Source organism: Terriglobia bacterium, from assembly GCA_020072565.1.
Taxonomy (GTDB): Bacteria; Acidobacteriota; UBA6911; order UBA6911; family UBA6911; genus JAFNAG01.
This window is the reverse complement of record JAIQGI010000004.1, coordinates 40,689-56,713: the sequence shown is the minus strand read 5'-3', so window position 1 is coordinate 56,713 and position 16,025 is coordinate 40,689. Positions and strand designations below refer to the sequence as shown.

The window sequence follows — 16,025 nt, the reverse complement described above, 5'->3', positions numbered from 1 at the left end:
CGGGTCGCGTCTCGCATTCGTCCGGCGTTACCCGTTCAATAATAACTCCAATCGGCAAGAGCCGGAATGCACCATTGCCCGCTTGGCGGATTTGCCGCCAAGACACCAGGACGCCAATGCGCCAGAACCATCCTGTCTTGGCGTCTTGGCGTCCTGGAGCCCTGGCGCTGATGAGCCGACCATTCACGTATAGCCCATCAGATTTCGAGAATCTCCGCCTCTTTCTTTTTCTGCAAGTTGTCTACGCGGGTAATGAAGTCGTTGGTCAGATCCTGGACCTTCTTGAGCCCTTCCTTCTCCTCATCCTCGGAAATGCCCTTGTCTTTGAGCAGAGTCTTCAGCTGGTCGTTGGCATCGTGCCGCACCTGGCGGATCGCGACGCGGTGTTGCTCGGCCATGTGGCTCACCGTTTTGGCCAGCTGCTTGCGGCGTTCCTCCGTCAGCGCGGGAATGGGAAGCCGGACCACCTTGCCGTCATTGGTGGGATTCAGGCCCAGATCCGACGACAGAATGGCTTTTTCGATGCTCGAGATCGTCGACGGATCCCATGGCTGTATGACGATCAAAGTGGGATCCGGCGTCGACAGGGATGCCATCTGATTGAGTGGCGTGAGGGTACCGTAATAGTTGGCCTGAATATGATCCAGAATGCTGATGGAGGCTCGACCGGTTCGGATCGCAGCCAAGCCGTGCTGCATCCCCTCGATGGACTTCTCCATCCGCTTTCGCGCCGTTTCGAGAATCTGTCGGATCATTGGAATCGATCTCCTTATGGGATGAACCGGGATGTGTCGGATCGGGCCGGGGAGATCTAGCCGTGCACGGTAGATCCCACTCTGGCACCGAGTACGACGTCCCTGATATTACCATGACGGAGCAGATTGAAAACCACTATGGGAAGTTTGTTTTCCATACAAAGAGTGACGGCAGTCGTGTCCATGACGCGCAGGCCCTTTTCCAGGACTTCCTGATACGTAAGGTCCTCGATTAACTGAGCGGAAGGATTGGACACGGGGTCGGCATCATAGATGCCGTCTACCTTGGTGGCTTTGAGGATGGCCTCGGCGCCGATCTCGATGGCACGCAGGGCCGCGGCGGTGTCGGTCGAAAAATATGGGTTTCCGGTGCCGGCGGCGAATATGACCACCCTGCCCTTCTCCAGATGCCGGATGGCTCTGCGGCGAATGTAGGGTTCGGCAACCGTCCTCATTTCGATCGCCGATTGGACGCGGGTAAACACGCCTCGCTTCTCAAGGGCATTCTGTAGCGCCAGGGCGTTGATGACCGTGGCCAGCATCCCCATGTAATCGCCGCTGACGCGATCCATGCCTGCTGCGCTGACGGAGATCCCGCGGATGATGTTGCCGCCTCCCACGGTTGCGGCCACCTGAACGCCAATGCCGTGAATCTCTTCGATCTCCCCTGCGATGCGGTCGGCCATGCGCGGGTCCACGCCGTATCCTTGCCCTCCCATGAGTGCCTCGCCGCTGAGCTTCAGCAGGACTCTGTGATACCGGGGCGTGCACTGACCTGCCTCCATAAACCCTCCCGCGCGGCCTGGCACCGCCGCACCTATTCGCCGAGCCGGTAGCGCACGAAGCGGCGCACCTGGATATTCTCGCCGATCTTCTGGACGTGGCTGGCGATGTGATCTTTAATGGATATACCCGGCTCCTTGACAAAAGGCTGCTCCAGCAGGCAGGCCTCGGCATAGAATTTTGCCATGCGGCCTTCGACGATCTTGTCCAGTACGTTATCAGGCTTTCCGGTGGCGCGAGCCTGCGCCCTGAAGATTTCCCGTTCCTTGGCCAGCACGTCCTCGGTCACGTCTTCCTTGCGAATGAAGCGCGGATCGCTCGCCACGATCTGCATGGCGATATCATGAATCAGCGCCTGGAACTCGGCGTTGCGTGCAACGAAATCGCTCTCGCAATTCACTTCCACCATCACCCCGATCTTCCCGTTGTGCACGTAGCAGCCGATCAGACCCTCCTTGGTTTCGCGTTCGGCTTTTTTTGCCGACGCGGTAAGGCCTTTCTTGCGCAGGATTGTGACGGCGGCTTCCAGATCGCCGCCGGCTTCTTGAAGTGCGGTTTTGCATTCCATGAAGCCGACTCCGGTCTTTTCCCGAAGCTTCTTGACAAGTTCTGCCGTAATGTTCATCGCCTACCTCCAAAATCTGAACTGAACCCGGCCGCACTGGGGCGCCGCGCAGTCCGACCCGATGGCCTGCTGCGGTGCGAGCCCCAGGCAGCGGGGCCGCCTCCGAGGGTGTGTGATGTGAAGATGACGCGAAGTCGGCGACTGCTAACAGCCTGAGGCCCTAACTCCCCTGTCCGCCGGTCGTCGGACCGCTTTCGTCGACCGCTGGAGTGACGGGCGGTTTCGTCTCGGCATCTTCCGCCGGGGTCGCTACGGGCTCGGCTGACGTGGCCGGTTCGGCAGGCGCGGCAGCGTCAGCTTCCACCGCGGGCCCGGATGGCGCATCCGAATCAGCTTGCGCCCTCGGCTCCGACTTCTTGGGCCGGGCTTTGCGCTGCAGGGTCTTTTTAAAGGTGGTCTTGGGTTTGCCGCCCGCCTCAGTCTGAGGCACGCCGCCTTCTCCCGGCGCCGGCGGCGCTTCTCCGGCTTCTTTCCCTTCAGCTGCCCTGCGCGCGGCTTCAGCCGCAGCCGCTTTAGCCGCAGCTTCGCGCGCAGCCGCGGCCTGCTGGGCCTGAAGCTGTCGCTGTTTCTCCTGCTGTTCCGCCAACTCCTTCTGCTGCGCCTCGAACACGGCACGGCCGTCGAGGTAGGCCTGGGCGATGGTGTTGGTGATGAGGCGGATGGCACGCAGAGCATCATCATTGCCGGGAATGATATAGTCGATCTCGTCGGGATCGCAGTTGGTATCCGCTACGCCCACGATCGGGATTGCCAGCTTGCGTGCTTCCTGAACCGCGATCGCTTCTTTCTTGGTGTCGATGACGAAGAGCGCCTCCGGCAGCTGGGTCATTTCCTTGATGCCCGAGAGGTTCTTCTCGAGCTTCTTACGTTCGCGCTCGAGGCGGGCGACTTCCTTCTTGGAAAGGAGGTCGTACTGCCCGTTGGATTGCATTGCTTCCAGTTCTCGAAACCGCTTGATGCTTTTCTGGATCGTGGTGAAGTTGGTGAGCAGCCCGCCCAGCCACCGCTGATTCACGTAGTACAACCCGGAACGCTGAGCTTCCTCCTGGATGACCTCCTGCGCCTGGCGCTTGGTGCCCAGAAAGAGAATGGATTTCCCCTGGGAGCCGAGTTCAAAAACGAACTGAACCGCATTCTTGAAGAGTCTCAGGCTCTTCTGCAGATCAATGATATAGATGCCGTTTCTTTCTCCGAAAATGTACTCCTTCATTTTCGGGTTCCAGCGTTTTGTCTGGTGACCGAAATGGACACCTGCCTCCAGCAGTTGCTTCATGCTAATCGAGACCAAATAGAACCTCCCTCAGGTTACCGCTTGGAGAACTGGAACCGCTTGCGGGCTCCTTTTTGACCGTACTTCTTCCGTTCCTTGATTCGGGAATCGCGCGTCAGCATACCCGCCCGCTTCAGCTTGGGCCGCAACTCGTTGTTGAACTCCAGCAGCGCCTTGGCAACTCCGAGCCGTATGGCCCCCGCCTGCCCGGCAATCCCGCCCCCGTCGACCGTGACCTTCAGGTCGAATTTTCCCACGTTGTCGGTGACGGCGAGAGGGGAGCGAATGACCGTGCGATGAGTCTCGTTGCGGAAGTAATCGGCCAGTTCGCGCTTGTTCACCTTAATGTCGCCGATTCCCGGTATCAGATAAACCCGAGCGGTGGAACTTTTTCTTTTTCCGGTCGCGTAATATTGAACTGTGGCCAAACTCGAACTCCTTGCCTTAGGTGGAAGCCAGCTCTACCCCATCATTTAAGATATACCTCACAGCGCGAGCACGCTGGGCCGCTGGGCCTGATGCGGATGGTGGGGACCACGATATACCTTCAACTTCTTTCGCATCGCCCGGCCGAGCTTGGTCTTGGGCAACATGCCGAATACAGCATCCTGCACCACCCGTTCGGGGTTCAGCGCCATGCGCACACCGGCCGACACCTCGCGCAATCCGCCGGGATGCCCGGTATGGTGACGATAAAGCTTGCCGGTGAGTTTCTTGCCCGTCAGCCGAACCTTGTCGGCGTTGACGACAACGACATGATCACCCGTATCCAGGAAAGGCGTGTACACCGCCTTGTCCTTTCCCGTCAGCAGCCTGGCCACACGTGTGGCAAGCCGCCCCAGAATCTGGCCCTCGGCGTCGACCACGTGCCACTGTTTCTGCATTTCCTTCTCGCCGGGTATATGACTCTTCATCATCTGCTCCATGGAATATCCGCAGCACAGGATAATCTTTTAGGCTAGCGAACGGAAGCTCAACTGTCAAGAGAATTTGGCCGAACTGACGGAGCGGATACTCTGCTTGGAAAGAACGGCGCCGGGAGGCATCATCCGTGCCCGGGACGCCAAAGAAGAAGATCCCGACGGACCTTTATAATAGCACGCCCCATGCTCCGTGCAAACTTCATATAGAAAAAATTCGGCGCAAAATAAGGCAAAAAACCGGCAGAGGATGAGGCGAAAATCCGGCGCAAAATGAGAGAATCTTGTGACCCATTTCACTGTATTGCGGCGCCAGCACCTCTCTGCGCCGGTCCCGGGAGTTTTTCCAGAAATAGCGGGCGACCTGCCGAAACTATATCTCTGAAAAAAAATGTGAACGTTCCGCCGGGGTTCGAACGATAAGAGAGTCTGAGACGGAACGGCCTGGCCGAGAACATCGGAATCATTGGAAACAAACACCTTGAACACACGCCGTCTCCGGATGTTGGCGGTCGCCGTAAAGGTCATCCCCCTAAAAGGCTTTTCCATCATGAACCAATGGGCTGAATTCTGAGACCTCATGGCACTGACACTATTGAATCGATCTAAACAAGTCGTCGGCCTGGACATTGGATCCAGCAGCATCAAAGCGGTAGAGTTGCGTCCCATGCGCAAAGGTGGATTCGAGCTGACGGGCATGGGCATCGAGCAACTCTCGCCCGATTGCATCGTGGACGGTGTGGTTATTTCCAAGATTCCCGTTTCCGATGCCATCAACCGGATCTTCGTCCAGCAGTCCATCAAAAACCGCCGCGTGGCCACTTCGATATCCGGGCACTCGGTCATCGTCAAGAGGATCGCCCTCCCCATCCAGAGCGATGAGGATCTGGCCGAATCCATCCGGTGGGAAGCTGAGCAGTACATTCCCTTCGACATCGCCGACGTCAATCTGGACTACCAGGTGCTCGGGGAGAGCACGGCTTCTGGAAATCTCGACGTTCTGCTGGTGGCCGTCAAGAAAGAGAAGATCACCGACCACACGAGCGTGATCTCCATGGCGGGAAAAACCCCGGTGGTCGTGGACGTCGATGCCTTCGCCCTCCAGAACGCCTACCAGCTCAACTATGAGCCGGTGACACGAACCAACGTGGCGTTGCTCGACATTGGCGCCAGCATCATGACCATCAATATTGTAAGCGGGAACGACTTCCTGTTCACTCGCGACGTCGGAGTCGGCGGGCGGCAGTACACCGACTTCATCCAGAAGGAGTTCAACCTGAGCTTCACCCAGGCCGAAGCCCTCAAACACGGCGAATCCGTGGAAGGGGTCGGGCCGTCCGAGGCACAGCACGTCATCGAATCCGTGACGGAGATCATCTGCCTCGAGATCCAGAAGACTTTCGATTTCTTCAAATCGGCCACGACGGTCGACCACATCGACCGCATGCTGGTAAGCGGCGGCGCAGCGCACACCCCGGGACTGTTGGAGATGCTGGGCCGCAAGTTCGAAATTCCGGCAGAGAGGTTCGATTCCTTCAAGAACGTCTGCTACGACCCGAAGCGCTTCCCGCAGATTGCGGACCGGTCCCCGGACCTGGCCGTCGCCATCGGGCTCGCTATGCGGAACACCGAGGAATAGAGCAGCCATGATCAAGGTAAATCTGCTCAGAGATCAAACCGTACATACGCAACAACGTGTCACACTCAAACCGAAGACCTCGCCTCTGGGTCTGCTGATGCTGGCGGCGCTGGTTCTGGTCGGCGGGGGCCTGTTCGGAACCTGGTTCTTCCTGCACAGACAGGTGGCGGAATTCACGGCGTACCGAGACCGGCTTGCGGTCGAAAACAACCGCCTGCAAGACCTGCGAAAGCAGATCGTTCAGTTTGAGAAAATGAAGCTCGAGCGCCAGAACCGCATCGACGTCATCGAGCAGCTCAAGAACAACCAGACGGGACCGGTATACCTGCTCAATCATGTGATCCATAGCATCCCGACCGATGCCGTGCTCTGGCTGTCAGCCGTTGAGCAGAAGGGGGATCAGGTGCGCATCACCGGCTTCACGGTGCGCGGCGAGAACATCCCGGATTTCATGAGTAACCTGTCGGCCACGGGCTTCTTCAAGACTGTCGACCTCGAACTCTACGAGGATCAGCAGAAGGACGCGGCGAAATTCACTCTGGTTTGCGTCAGTGCGCGTAAAACGTCCACGGAGTAACTCTGCATATGGCCTTCGAAAACTTCAAACTGGAAAACCTTCCGCGCAAGATACAGATCGCTGTCGTGGCAGTTCTGGCGATCGGTGTCGCTGTCGCCGGCTACTGGTTCCTCCTGAAGGATCTGGTGGAAGTGCGCGGCAAACTTCAGACGGAAATTGCCGGGCTGGAAAAGGCGGTTGCGCAGGCGAGTGACGTCGAAAGGCGGCTGGATCAGTTCAAACGCGACCTGGCGGCACTCGATGTCCGGTTGGACGAACTGCGCCGCATCCTCCCGAGTCAAAAGGAAACCCCCGACGTTCTGCGCGCCGTTCAGCTCATGGCATCCGAAAGCAAACTCAAAATCATTAAATTCGCACCCAAGCCCGTGGCGCCGCGCACTTTCTATGCCGACTGGCCCATCCAGATGGAGGTCCAGGGATCTTACAACGCCCTGGGCGGCTTCTTCGAGAAGGTGGGGCAATTCAGGCGCATCGTAAACGTCGACGATATCAACATAAAAAACCTTGAGGGCTCGACAGATCCCACGCGAACCCTCAGTTCCACTTGTACAGCCACAACCTTTGTATATCGGGAAGATCAGGGCACCGTTCCCGTCAAATAGGATAGAAATGCTCAGGAAATCATTGCATTTATGGTTTGCAGCTCTGGGATGGGTCGCCGTTCTTGTGCCCACTGCGGCCATCGGGCAGACTCCGGCAATGAACACCGGAACCGCCGGAAAACCTGCGTCGATCGTGGAGGCCAAGACGATCTACCGGGGGGCCCGCTATGAACCGAGCAATCGCCCCGACCCATTTCTCAATCCCCTCCTGAGAAAGAAGGGTGGTGCCGCCGACGAGGAAGTCCCCAGAGGGACCCCGCCCCCCGGCATCGCCGGCATGTACAGCAACGAGGTGGAATTGCTCGGCATGTCGTTGGCCACCGCGGGAAAAACGGCAGTTTTTAAAGGAACCGATAAACGAGTCTATTTCCTGCGCGAAGGGGATCGCTTGTTTGATGGCTACATAAAGGCCATCAACATCGACTCCGTACTGTTGATCCGCGAGACCAAGCTGAGAAGCGGTAAGGTCTTGACCCAGGAAATAACCAAGCGTCTCAGAACTTGATAGGAATAGCCGCCATGAGAATGCGATCCTTCGATATCAGGGGCCTGGCCACAACCATCAGAACCCATCGCAGTGTATGGGGCACCGTTCTGCTCGCCCTGCTGCTGCTCGCCTTATCCCCTCGGGGATTTACGCAAGAGCAAGGCGCCGCCCTAAAGCTGCCTAAGGGGGTCGAATCCCTCGACCTGCCGTATCTGGGAGATAAGGGGGTGATGGAGAAGCTGTCCAAGGCGCCGAGTGGTCTCATCACGAATGTCACGACTTCCCAGGAGGGCAAGAATCTGGTGGTCGCCGTCAGCAGCAGCTGCCAGCCGGCATACCAGGAGTTCAATCTCAGCAATCCTTCGCGGCTCGTCGTGGACTTTCTGAATGTCGAGAATAGAGCGTCCGTCCAGAACTACCCCATCGCAGCTGCCGGAGTAAAACAGCTCCGCATTCGTCAATTTCAGAGCACAGATCCCAAGATCGCCCGGCTGGTTTTTGATCTCGATAAGAGCTACGGCAGCCATGAGATCGCAGCCGACAGCCAGGGTGTGCGCATCACGTTCCACCCGGGCGCAGGCCCCGCGGCCGAAGCTCCCAAGACCGCGGCACCGGCTCCGGCACCCACTACCCTGAGTGCCGATTCAGGCTCGAAACGCCCGGTGGCACCCGAAGGGCTCAAGGCCCCGGCCCCGACTCCGGCATCAACCGCCGCAAACGTCGATCCAAGCTCGAGGCGTCCGGCCGCACCACAAAAGCTGGAACAGACGCCGGCCATTGCCGCGCAGCCGCCCGATACCTTGCCCGCCGTCATCCCGGTGATCAGCGATCTTTCCGCGTCTGAAATTCCACAGAGCGCCCTGGCTTCGGCTTCGTCCCAGCCGTCGGTTCACGTTGCACCGCCTCAGCCCCGAGCGAAACCGGCTCCGCAGCAGCCCGCAGCGCTCCCGGTTCAGCCCCCTCCCGCCCCGGCAGCCAATGCCCTGCAGGACGGGTGGGCCGGACCTCCCTTGACACTGGACCTGGTCAACATCGCTCTCGTCGACTTCTTCCGCCTGATGTCAGAAGAGGGCGGCATCAACATCGTGGTCGATCCCGAAGTCAAAGGGACTACTTCGATCAAGATGGCCAAAGCGCCCTGGGACCAGATCTTCGATGTCGTTCTGAGGAACAACAGCCTTGAAAAACAGATAGACGGCAACGTTGTCCGCATCGCTACCAAGAAGACCATCCAAGCCGAGGCAAAACAGGTCGAAGATCTCAAAAAGGCGCAGTTGCTTGCGGCAGACGTGGTAACACGCGTGCGGCGCTTGAATTACGCAGAAGCGGACGCCTTGAATACGGCCCTGAAGGACCAGATGACCGTCCGCGGCACCCTCCTGGTGGACAAGAGAAGCGGTTCGCTCGTGATCACGGATATTCCGAGCTCCGTCGACAACATCATGCATCTCGTCGACCAGCTCGACACCCCGGAACCCCAGGTCGAGATTGAGGCACGCATCGTTTCAGGAACCCGGGATTTCGCGCGCGACATCGGAGTCCAGTTCGGGTTTGTGCAGGGGAACCTGCAGCGGGTTACTGTCGGTGGACCCAATACCTTTGGTACCATCGGCGGAACTCGGCCGTCTGCGACACCAACGAACACGTTTGCCGCCGGGAATCCGAACAATGGCCGGGGCGCTTCGCAGGATACGTCGAGCCAGTCCGGCGGTATAAGCACCGGACCCAACGCAGCCAACAATCCGGGCAATTTCAACGTAAACCTCCCCTCGAAGTTGCCGTTCGGAGGCGCGGGCATCTCGGTGGGAAACATCTTTGACACCTTCCTCCTCGACGCCGCAATCACGGCAGGAGAGAGCAAAGGGCAGGCGAAACTGATTTCCCAGCCGAAGCTGACAACCCAGAACAACAGTCCCGGCTCGATTACCCAGGGTTTGCGTTTCCCAGTTCAGGTAATCGCCAACAACACCGTAACGGTTCAGTTCCAGAACGCCGCTCTTACACTGACCGTCACCCCGCAGATCACCTCGGAAGGCAACATCGTCCTCGACCTCAAAGTTGAAAACAATACGCCCGACTTCACGCGGCAGGTGCAGGGGATCCCCTCCATCCGTATGAGTGAATCCACCACGCGCGTGCTGGTGAGCGACGGCGGGACCACGGTAATAGGCGGCATCCTGATCGACAACGAGCAGACCCAGGAGGACAAGGTTCCAGGGCTGGCTTCGTTGCCGATCTTCGGAAACCTCTTCAAGCACACATCGGTCTCCCACAACACGCAGGAGGTATTGTTCTTCATAACTCCGAAGATCGTGAAGTAGGGCGGCTCATGTTTCAATCCATCCTGTCGAAACTCGTGACCCGGACGGGTGCGCGCTGGGCCATGATCGTGGGTGTCGACGGCGTCCTTCTCGAGACCAACAGCAGGTCTTTCCGGACCCAGGCCGAAGGTCTGGCAGCGGAATACGGCCTTTTCTATCGGGCTTCCCGCAAGGCAGCCGGCGACACCGACATGGGTGGACTTCTCAGTTCCCTGCTCGTCACCCAGCAGGGAAAACTCCTGTTCCAGACCTTGACCGGCGACTACTTCCTCATCCTGCTGCTGGAACCGGATGCGCATGCCGGAAAAGCACTCTACGAGATGTCTCGTCTCACCGAGACAATCGAGCGGGAATTGGTATTCTGACATCGTCGCACCGCACTCGATGCACGACCGCTTCAGACCTCCGGCATCCGACCAGGCGCAGTTTCATCCTTGGCCGGGTGCCGGACGGTACCGGCTCGCGGCAGTGGGTGTTTCGTGGTTTGATTTCATCAAAACTATTGAAGAGATTGAAGAAATCAAGCGCGGCTGGGTTTGACAACCCTCACCTTTGATGCTATCATCCCCGCCGTCAAACCGGGCATCCGGGAAGAAAGCTGGCTGCCGGACAGGAACACCAGTGGCCGGGGCAAGCGCCCGAACAACATCCTTCGATACACTCGCAGTCCAAGCTCGACGTTCCGTCATGCCCCACGTTCTCTGAAAGGTCAAACCATTGGGAACCGAGGAGATTTTGGTTGTCTACTACATGAGGGCACGCAGTTCGAGTCTGAGGTGGTCAGAAGACCTCCAAAGGCCATAGGAAGCGCTCCATGAACATCAAGGAAGTGAAGGATCTCATCCAGGATATCCTGCAGAGCGACATCAGCGAATTCGAGTTGGAACACACCGGAACCAAGGTGAGGTTGCGCCGCGGGTTTGCCCCCGGCGAGGGCACCACCATTTCACATCCTCATGTCCTCGCCAGACCGTTGCCGGCCGGACGTGAAGCCGACGCCTCTGCAGCCGGAGCCCTTGCATCCTCCGCCGCCAGAGAAGAGGCGGCTTCGGAGGAGGGACTTCACATCATCACTTCACCGATCGTCGGCACATTCTATCGTGCACCCGCACCGGGGGCGGAGCCTTACACCAAGATCGGCGCCAAGGTCGAAGTCGGCACGATCCTGTGCATCGTGGAAGCGATGAAACTCATGAACGAGATCCCATCCGACGTCGCCGGCGAAATCGTTGAAATTCATACCGAAAACGGCCATCCTGTCGAATTCGGGCAGAAGCTTTTTGCCATCCGGCAGCGCAAGTAGGCGAGCTTTTCATGTTCCGTAAGATACTGATAGCAAATCGTGGTGAGATCGCGCTTCGGGTCATCTGCGCCTGCAAGGAGATGGGAATCCCAACGGTTGCCGTGTACTCGCAGGCCGACCAGAACTCGCTGCCTGTGCGCTTCGCGGACGAAGCAGTCTGCATCGGCCCTCCTCCCAGCGCGGAGAGTTACCTCAATATCCCGGCCGTCATCAGCGCCGCGGAGATCACCAACGCCGACGCCATCCATCCCGGCTATGGTTTTCTGGCGGAGAGCGCGTACTTTGCCGAGGTGTGTGAGGCCTGCGGATTGACCTTCATCGGCCCGTCACCCGAAGTCATCCGACTCATGGGCAACAAGGAGGCCGCACGCAAGGTCATGCGCGAGGCGGGCGTCCCCATCGTGCCGGGAAGCGAAAAGATCAAGGGCCCGATTGCAGCCGTGCTCGAGCGCGCGGAGGAGATCGGCTATCCGCTCATCCTGAAAGCATCTAACGGCGGTGGCGGCAAGGGAATGCGGATCGTGAATTCGCCCGCCGAGCTGCCGGAAGCCATTGAGGTGGCTCGCAACGAGTCTCAGGCCGCATTCGGCTCTTCAGATATCTACATGGAGAAATATCTGCCGGCGGCCCGCCACATAGAATTCCAGGTGCTCGCCGACCATTACGGGAATGTGGTGCATCTCGGTGAGAGGGAATGCTCCATCCAGCGCCGCTATCAGAAACTGATCGAGGAGGCGCCCTCAACCTATGTCACACCCGAATTGCGCTCGGAAGTGGGAAATCTAGTCGTGACGGCAATGCAGCAGGTAAACTACACCAACGCCGGAACGCTCGAGTTCATTTTCGACGACCGGGGCAAATACTACTTCATGGAAATGAACACTCGCATCCAGGTCGAGCATCCGGTTACCGAAATGATCACTGGCATGGATCTGGTAAAGCAACAGATCCGGATCGCAGGGCACGAGAGATTGGGCTTCCGCCAGGAAGACATCGTCTTCCGGGGCAGCGCCATGGAGTGTCGCATCAACGCAGAATGCCCGGACACCTACCTGCCCTTCCCGGGCAAGCTCACAGCCTTCCATCCGCCGAGCGGTTGCGGGGTGCGCGTCGACACGGCCGCTTACGACGAATGTGTCGTGACTCCCCATTACGACTCCCTGATCGCAAAGCTGATCAGCTACGCAGAAAACCGCAACGACACCATCTGCCGGATGAAGCGTGCCCTGGACATGACAATCATCGAAGGAGTGAAAACCACGATCCCCCTGCACCAGCGCATCCTCAGCGACCAGGACTTTCTTGACGGCCGCATCACCACACGCTTCCTTGACCGCTACGCGCAACGCTGACGCCGATGGCATGGAAGCTTCCCCCGGTTTACCCCATTACCGATCTGAGGCTGTCGGGCAGGACAAGCCACCTGTCAATCGTGCGCGAGCTGGTGCGGGGCGGTGCTTCCCTTGTCCAGATCCGTGACAAGCAAACCCCGGTGCGTGAGCTGCTTGACGACATTCGTCGCTGCGTGGAGTACGCCGCCCGGTTCGGCGTCTCCATCATCGTAAACGATCGCTGCGACCTCGCTATGCTCAGCGGAGCCGCGGGGGTGCACCTCGGCCAGGACGACCTGCCGCCCGCCGCCGCGCGGGTCGTATTAGGGGAAGAAGCGCTGCTGGGGTTCTCGACTCACTCGAGGGCACAGGTGCGGCAGTCAAACAGTCTGCCGGTTCAATACATCGGTTTTGGCCCGGTCTACGCCACTTCCACAAAGCGCAACCACTCTCCGGCCGTCGGGGTGACAGAGTTGCGGCAAGCGTGCCGGCAATCGAGCCGGCCCGTCGTGGCCATCGGGGGCATTGAATTGGAGCACATACCCCGCGTGCTGGAAGCAGGAGCCGCCAGCGCCGCCGTCATTTCGACCCTGATGCAGGCAAAGAGCCTGGCCCGCCGGATGGAGCAGCTTCTGAAGGCTGCGGCCCGGGCATAGATTCCGCTGAGAGTCTCAATCCCAGGCGTTGAAACCACCGATGTACGCTGCGGGTCGCCAAACATGCACGTGCATCGGCGTCCATGGCGGTTCTGTTCCGATGCCATCACAGATTACCCGGCGCAGGCAGCTTCGACTTCCTCGATCGTGCTCGGCGCGTGGGTGCCGAGGATCCGATACCCGGTCTCGGTCACCAGGACATCATCTTCCACGCGTATACCTCCGAAGTCGCGGTAGCGCTCGAGCATGTCATAGTTGATGAACTGCTCGTGTTTGCGCTCCGCCTTCCACTGCTCGATCAGCGCCGGGATAAAATAGATGCCCGGTTCACAGGTGATCACAAACCCCGCGCGGAGCGGCGCGGCCAGACGAAGGTAACAGAGTCCGAATTGCGGACTGCGCTGCGTCCCTGCATAGCCGACGTGCTGTTCGCCCAGGTCTTCCATATCGTGCACATCGAGCCCCATCATGTGACCGAGTCCGCACTGGAAGAACATCGCATGCGCCCCGTGTTCCACCGCTTCGTTTACATCCCCTTTCATAAGTCCGAGCTGCTTCAGCCCCGAAGCCAGAGTCCGGCAGGCCAGCAGGTGGATTTCACGGTGTGGCACACCCGGTTTGATTGCCAGGAGTGCCTTCTGCTGGGCATCGAGGACGATGCGGTACACCTCGTGCTGACGATCGGTGAACTTGCCGCTTACGGGGAATGTGCGTGTCAGGTCACCGGCGTAGTGGAGCTCCGACTCCGCGCCGCAGTCGTTGACTATGATGTTGCCGTTCTGCATCACGTTGCCATGATAGTGATTGTGAAGCGTCTCGCCGTGGATCGAAAAAATGATCGGGAATGCGAGATCCCCTCCTCGCGCCAGAGCGATTCCATGCATGGCGCCGGCGATTTCGCGCTCGATCATGCCTGCGCGCGCCATCTTCATGGCATATGTCTGCATCTCGCAGCTGATATTGATAGCCTTTTCGATTTCAGCGATTTCTTCCGGCGCCTTGATGGAGCGCTGTGCCACGACCGCCTTCGTAAATTCCACCGAGGCATACGCTTTCGCAAAGGAAGGGTGGATCCCGAGCAAGTGCTCAATCTTCAAGATGTTTTCAGGCCGGTAGGCGGGGAGGTAGTGGATCGTGCGCCCTTTGCGCATTGCTTCCTCAATGCTCTCTCTGAGGCTCGCGGCCCGCAACGCCAGGCTCACCCCGACCGATGCCGCCCGGTCACGCAAAAGCGGCTGTGGTCCCGTCCAAACTATGTCCGCAACCGTCGGATCATCGCCGAACAGGGTTTCCGTCCCGCTGTCGACATCCAACGCGGCCGCCAGCCCCGGAGAGTCGAGGCCCCAGTAGTAGAGGAAAGAACTGTCCTGACGGAATGTGTACTGGTTGGCCGGGTAATTCATCGGGCTTTCCTCATTCCCAAGAAACAGGAGGAGTCCCGACTTGACGGATTTCCTGAGTATCTCTCTGCGGCGAACATAGATTTCACGGGAAAACATAAAGGGTCCTTTCAGCTCTGGGTCCGTTCTCCCAGTGGAGAAACGGACGATTTTGTAACAGCAGGCCAGCGGTTGGCAGAAACCGGTTATTTCACCATTCTTTCCAGCACCTCGATCTGTTCCTGAGTCCCGAGGACAACCAGGACACTCCCCTTTTCGACCTTCGAGGCTGCCTTCGGCTGCAGATTAAAAGAGCCATCCGCTTTCCGCATGGCCAGCACCAGCGCACCGGCCACGCCGCGGATGTCGGCTTCCTCCAGACTCTTGCCGACCAGTGCCGAATGCTCGGAAACAGCCAATTCGAAGAGGCTGTATTCGACCTGGCCGCCGTGTGTGACCAGATCAAGGAAATCGCTGGTCACGGGCCGGGTCGCAAGCGCGGCCATCCGGAGGCCTGAAATGAAATAAGGCGAGATGACACGGTCGGCGCCTGCCATGAGGAGCTTCTTCTCGGTATCCCGGAGTCCCGCCCGGGCAACGATGCGCAGGCCTGGATTCAGGGCGCGGGCAGACAGGGTTACATAGACATTGGCCACATCCGAATCCGAGCAGGCGACCAGGCCCTTGGCGGTCTTAATGCCCGCCTGCAGGAGCGTTTCGTCCGAGGTAGCGTCGCCGATGATGTGAGGCGCGCCTTTGAGTTCGAGCTCGGCGGTGGTCTCCGGCTTGCTGTCGATCACGACGAATGGAACCTTTGAGGATGCAAAGACTTGCGACACCTGGTGGCCGACCCTGCCGTAGCCGCAGATGATGTAATGTTGGCTCATTTCTCTGATTCTCTGGTTCATCCTTTTCCTCTTCCGGTACCCGGACATCTCGCCTTCAACGATGATCTCGACCGCACGCCCGCCGGCGTAAACGGCGGTGCCCACTCCGGATACGGCGATAAACATGGTAAAGATCTCGCCCGCGTGCGATAAGGGGTGTACCTCCTGGAAGCCGATCGTGAATAAGGTGATGACTACCATATAAGTAGAGTCGAGAAGGTTCCAGCCTTCGATGAGGATATAGCCGCTGATACCCACCACGACGATGATCAGCAGGAGCAATCCCGCAGGCAGCAATCTCCGAAGGGGATGCATGGCAGTCCGATAAAATCAGCAATCAGGAATAATCATGCCGCCGAATCAGCGGCGCGCCCATTCTATCTGGGAATTCGGCGACAGGATATCAATTTCCAACTCTCCACCCGGCCCCGGATGCCCGAGCCCCTTGCGCGCCCACTGAGACCGCGGTTCATCGTGCCAACGTTTCCGG

17 protein-coding genes are annotated in these 16,025 nt (G+C 58.8%); 9 read left to right on the top strand and 8 right to left on the bottom strand.

Annotation, left to right across the window (positions count from 1 at the left end):
* Positions 1 to 197: 197 nt before the first annotated feature.
* From frr to rplM, 6 genes are all read right to left on the bottom strand, one after another.
* Positions 198 to 755, bottom strand: a complete 558-nt coding sequence (frr, locus tag LAP85_03340; protein ID MBZ5495411.1) for a ribosome recycling factor — start codon at positions 753 to 755, stop codon at positions 198 to 200.
* Between the two features lie 56 nt (positions 756 to 811).
* On the bottom strand, positions 812 to 1,540 hold the full coding sequence (pyrH, locus tag LAP85_03335; GenBank protein ID MBZ5495410.1) for a UMP kinase: 729 nt from the start codon (positions 1,538 to 1,540) through the stop codon (positions 812 to 814).
* Positions 1,541 to 1,572: 32 nt separating this feature from the next.
* On the bottom strand, positions 1,573 to 2,163 hold the full coding sequence (tsf, locus tag LAP85_03330; GenBank protein MBZ5495409.1) for a translation elongation factor Ts: 591 nt from the start codon (positions 2,161 to 2,163) through the stop codon (positions 1,573 to 1,575).
* Positions 2,164 to 2,323: 160 nt separating this feature from the next.
* Positions 2,324 to 3,451, bottom strand: a complete 1,128-nt coding sequence (gene rpsB / locus LAP85_03325) for a 30S ribosomal protein S2 (protein MBZ5495408.1) — start codon at positions 3,449 to 3,451, stop codon at positions 2,324 to 2,326.
* A gap of 17 nt (positions 3,452 to 3,468) precedes the next feature.
* On the bottom strand, positions 3,469 to 3,861 hold the full coding sequence (gene rpsI, locus LAP85_03320; GenBank protein ID MBZ5495407.1) for a 30S ribosomal protein S9: 393 nt from the start codon (positions 3,859 to 3,861) through the stop codon (positions 3,469 to 3,471).
* A gap of 57 nt (positions 3,862 to 3,918) precedes the next feature.
* Positions 3,919 to 4,347, bottom strand: coding sequence for a 50S ribosomal protein L13 (rplM, locus tag LAP85_03315; protein MBZ5495406.1), 429 nt, complete (start codon positions 4,345 to 4,347; stop codon positions 3,919 to 3,921).
* 586 nt (positions 4,348 to 4,933) lie between these two features.
* Between rplM and LAP85_03310 the strand changes: the two genes are divergently transcribed.
* The 9 genes from LAP85_03310 (at position 4,934) to thiE (ending at position 13,269) form a co-directional block, all read left to right on the top strand.
* The gene (locus tag LAP85_03310; protein MBZ5495405.1) at positions 4,934 to 5,992 is read left to right on the top strand and encodes a pilus assembly protein PilM; all 1,059 of its coding nucleotides are present in this window, start codon (positions 4,934 to 4,936) and stop codon (positions 5,990 to 5,992) included.
* A 7-nt stretch (positions 5,993 to 5,999) separates the two neighbouring features.
* A complete protein-coding gene (locus LAP85_03305; GenBank protein MBZ5495404.1) occupies positions 6,000 to 6,569 on the top strand; it encodes a PilN domain-containing protein in 570 nt (189 codons plus the stop codon).
* 8 nt (positions 6,570 to 6,577) lie between these two features.
* Positions 6,578 to 7,171, top strand: a complete 594-nt coding sequence (locus tag LAP85_03300; protein MBZ5495403.1) for a type 4a pilus biogenesis protein PilO — start codon at positions 6,578 to 6,580, stop codon at positions 7,169 to 7,171.
* A gap of 7 nt (positions 7,172 to 7,178) precedes the next feature.
* Entirely contained in the window at positions 7,179 to 7,676 is a 498-nt protein-coding gene (locus tag LAP85_03295) for a hypothetical protein (GenBank protein MBZ5495402.1), read from the top strand.
* 14 nt (positions 7,677 to 7,690) lie between these two features.
* Positions 7,691 to 9,979, top strand: a complete 2,289-nt coding sequence (pilQ, locus tag LAP85_03290; protein ID MBZ5495401.1) for a type IV pilus secretin PilQ — start codon at positions 7,691 to 7,693, stop codon at positions 9,977 to 9,979.
* A gap of 8 nt (positions 9,980 to 9,987) precedes the next feature.
* Positions 9,988 to 10,344, top strand: coding sequence for a roadblock/LC7 domain-containing protein (locus LAP85_03285; protein ID MBZ5495400.1), 357 nt, complete (start codon positions 9,988 to 9,990; stop codon positions 10,342 to 10,344).
* Between the two features lie 449 nt (positions 10,345 to 10,793).
* Positions 10,794 to 11,282 (top strand): acetyl-CoA carboxylase biotin carboxyl carrier protein, encoded by a 489-nt coding sequence (accB, locus tag LAP85_03280; GenBank protein MBZ5495399.1) that lies wholly within the window; start codon positions 10,794 to 10,796, stop codon positions 11,280 to 11,282.
* Positions 11,283 to 11,293: 11 nt separating this feature from the next.
* On the top strand, positions 11,294 to 12,634 hold the full coding sequence (gene accC, locus LAP85_03275; GenBank protein MBZ5495398.1) for an acetyl-CoA carboxylase biotin carboxylase subunit: 1,341 nt from the start codon (positions 11,294 to 11,296) through the stop codon (positions 12,632 to 12,634).
* 5 nt (positions 12,635 to 12,639) lie between these two features.
* Entirely contained in the window at positions 12,640 to 13,269 is a 630-nt protein-coding gene (thiE, locus tag LAP85_03270) for a thiamine phosphate synthase (protein MBZ5495397.1), read from the top strand.
* Positions 13,270 to 13,382: 113 nt separating this feature from the next.
* Here thiE and LAP85_03265 read toward each other — a convergent pair whose 3' ends face one another.
* Both LAP85_03265 and LAP85_03260 read right to left on the bottom strand, forming a co-directional pair.
* Complete coding sequence (locus LAP85_03265; protein MBZ5495396.1) at positions 13,383 to 14,768, bottom strand: aminopeptidase P family protein; 1,386 nt, start codon at positions 14,766 to 14,768, stop codon at positions 13,383 to 13,385.
* An 86-nt stretch (positions 14,769 to 14,854) separates the two neighbouring features.
* Positions 14,855 to 15,850, bottom strand: coding sequence for a potassium channel protein (locus LAP85_03260; protein MBZ5495395.1), 996 nt, complete (start codon positions 15,848 to 15,850; stop codon positions 14,855 to 14,857).
* Positions 15,851 to 16,025 lie beyond the last annotated feature (175 nt).

Excerpts from the sequence above, each read along its gene's own strand:
- frr (MBZ5495411.1), bottom strand. The coding sequence starts at position 755 with ATGATCCGACAGATTCTCGAAACGGCGCGAAAGCGGATGGAGAAGTCC.
- pyrH (MBZ5495410.1), bottom strand. The coding sequence starts at position 1,540 with ATGGAGGCAGGTCAGTGCACGCCCCGGTATCACAGAGTCCTGCTGAAG.
- tsf (MBZ5495409.1), bottom strand. The coding sequence starts at position 2,163 with ATGAACATTACGGCAGAACTTGTCAAGAAGCTTCGGGAAAAGACCGGA.
- rplM (MBZ5495406.1), bottom strand. The coding sequence starts at position 4,347 with ATGAAGAGTCATATACCCGGCGAGAAGGAAATGCAGAAACAGTGGCAC.
- LAP85_03310 (MBZ5495405.1), top strand. The coding sequence starts at position 4,934 with ATGGCACTGACACTATTGAATCGATCTAAACAAGTCGTCGGCCTGGAC.
- LAP85_03305 (MBZ5495404.1), top strand. The coding sequence starts at position 6,000 with ATGATCAAGGTAAATCTGCTCAGAGATCAAACCGTACATACGCAACAA.
- LAP85_03300 (MBZ5495403.1), top strand. The coding sequence starts at position 6,578 with ATGGCCTTCGAAAACTTCAAACTGGAAAACCTTCCGCGCAAGATACAG.
- LAP85_03295 (MBZ5495402.1), top strand. The coding sequence starts at position 7,179 with ATGCTCAGGAAATCATTGCATTTATGGTTTGCAGCTCTGGGATGGGTC.
- pilQ (MBZ5495401.1), top strand. The coding sequence starts at position 7,691 with ATGAGAATGCGATCCTTCGATATCAGGGGCCTGGCCACAACCATCAGA.
- LAP85_03285 (MBZ5495400.1), top strand. The coding sequence starts at position 9,988 with ATGTTTCAATCCATCCTGTCGAAACTCGTGACCCGGACGGGTGCGCGC.
- accB (MBZ5495399.1), top strand. The coding sequence starts at position 10,794 with ATGAACATCAAGGAAGTGAAGGATCTCATCCAGGATATCCTGCAGAGC.
- accC (MBZ5495398.1), top strand. The coding sequence starts at position 11,294 with ATGTTCCGTAAGATACTGATAGCAAATCGTGGTGAGATCGCGCTTCGG.
- thiE (MBZ5495397.1), top strand. The coding sequence starts at position 12,640 with ATGGCATGGAAGCTTCCCCCGGTTTACCCCATTACCGATCTGAGGCTG.
- LAP85_03265 (MBZ5495396.1), bottom strand. The coding sequence starts at position 14,768 with ATGTTTTCCCGTGAAATCTATGTTCGCCGCAGAGAGATACTCAGGAAA.
- LAP85_03260 (MBZ5495395.1), bottom strand. The coding sequence starts at position 15,850 with ATGCATCCCCTTCGGAGATTGCTGCCTGCGGGATTGCTCCTGCTGATC.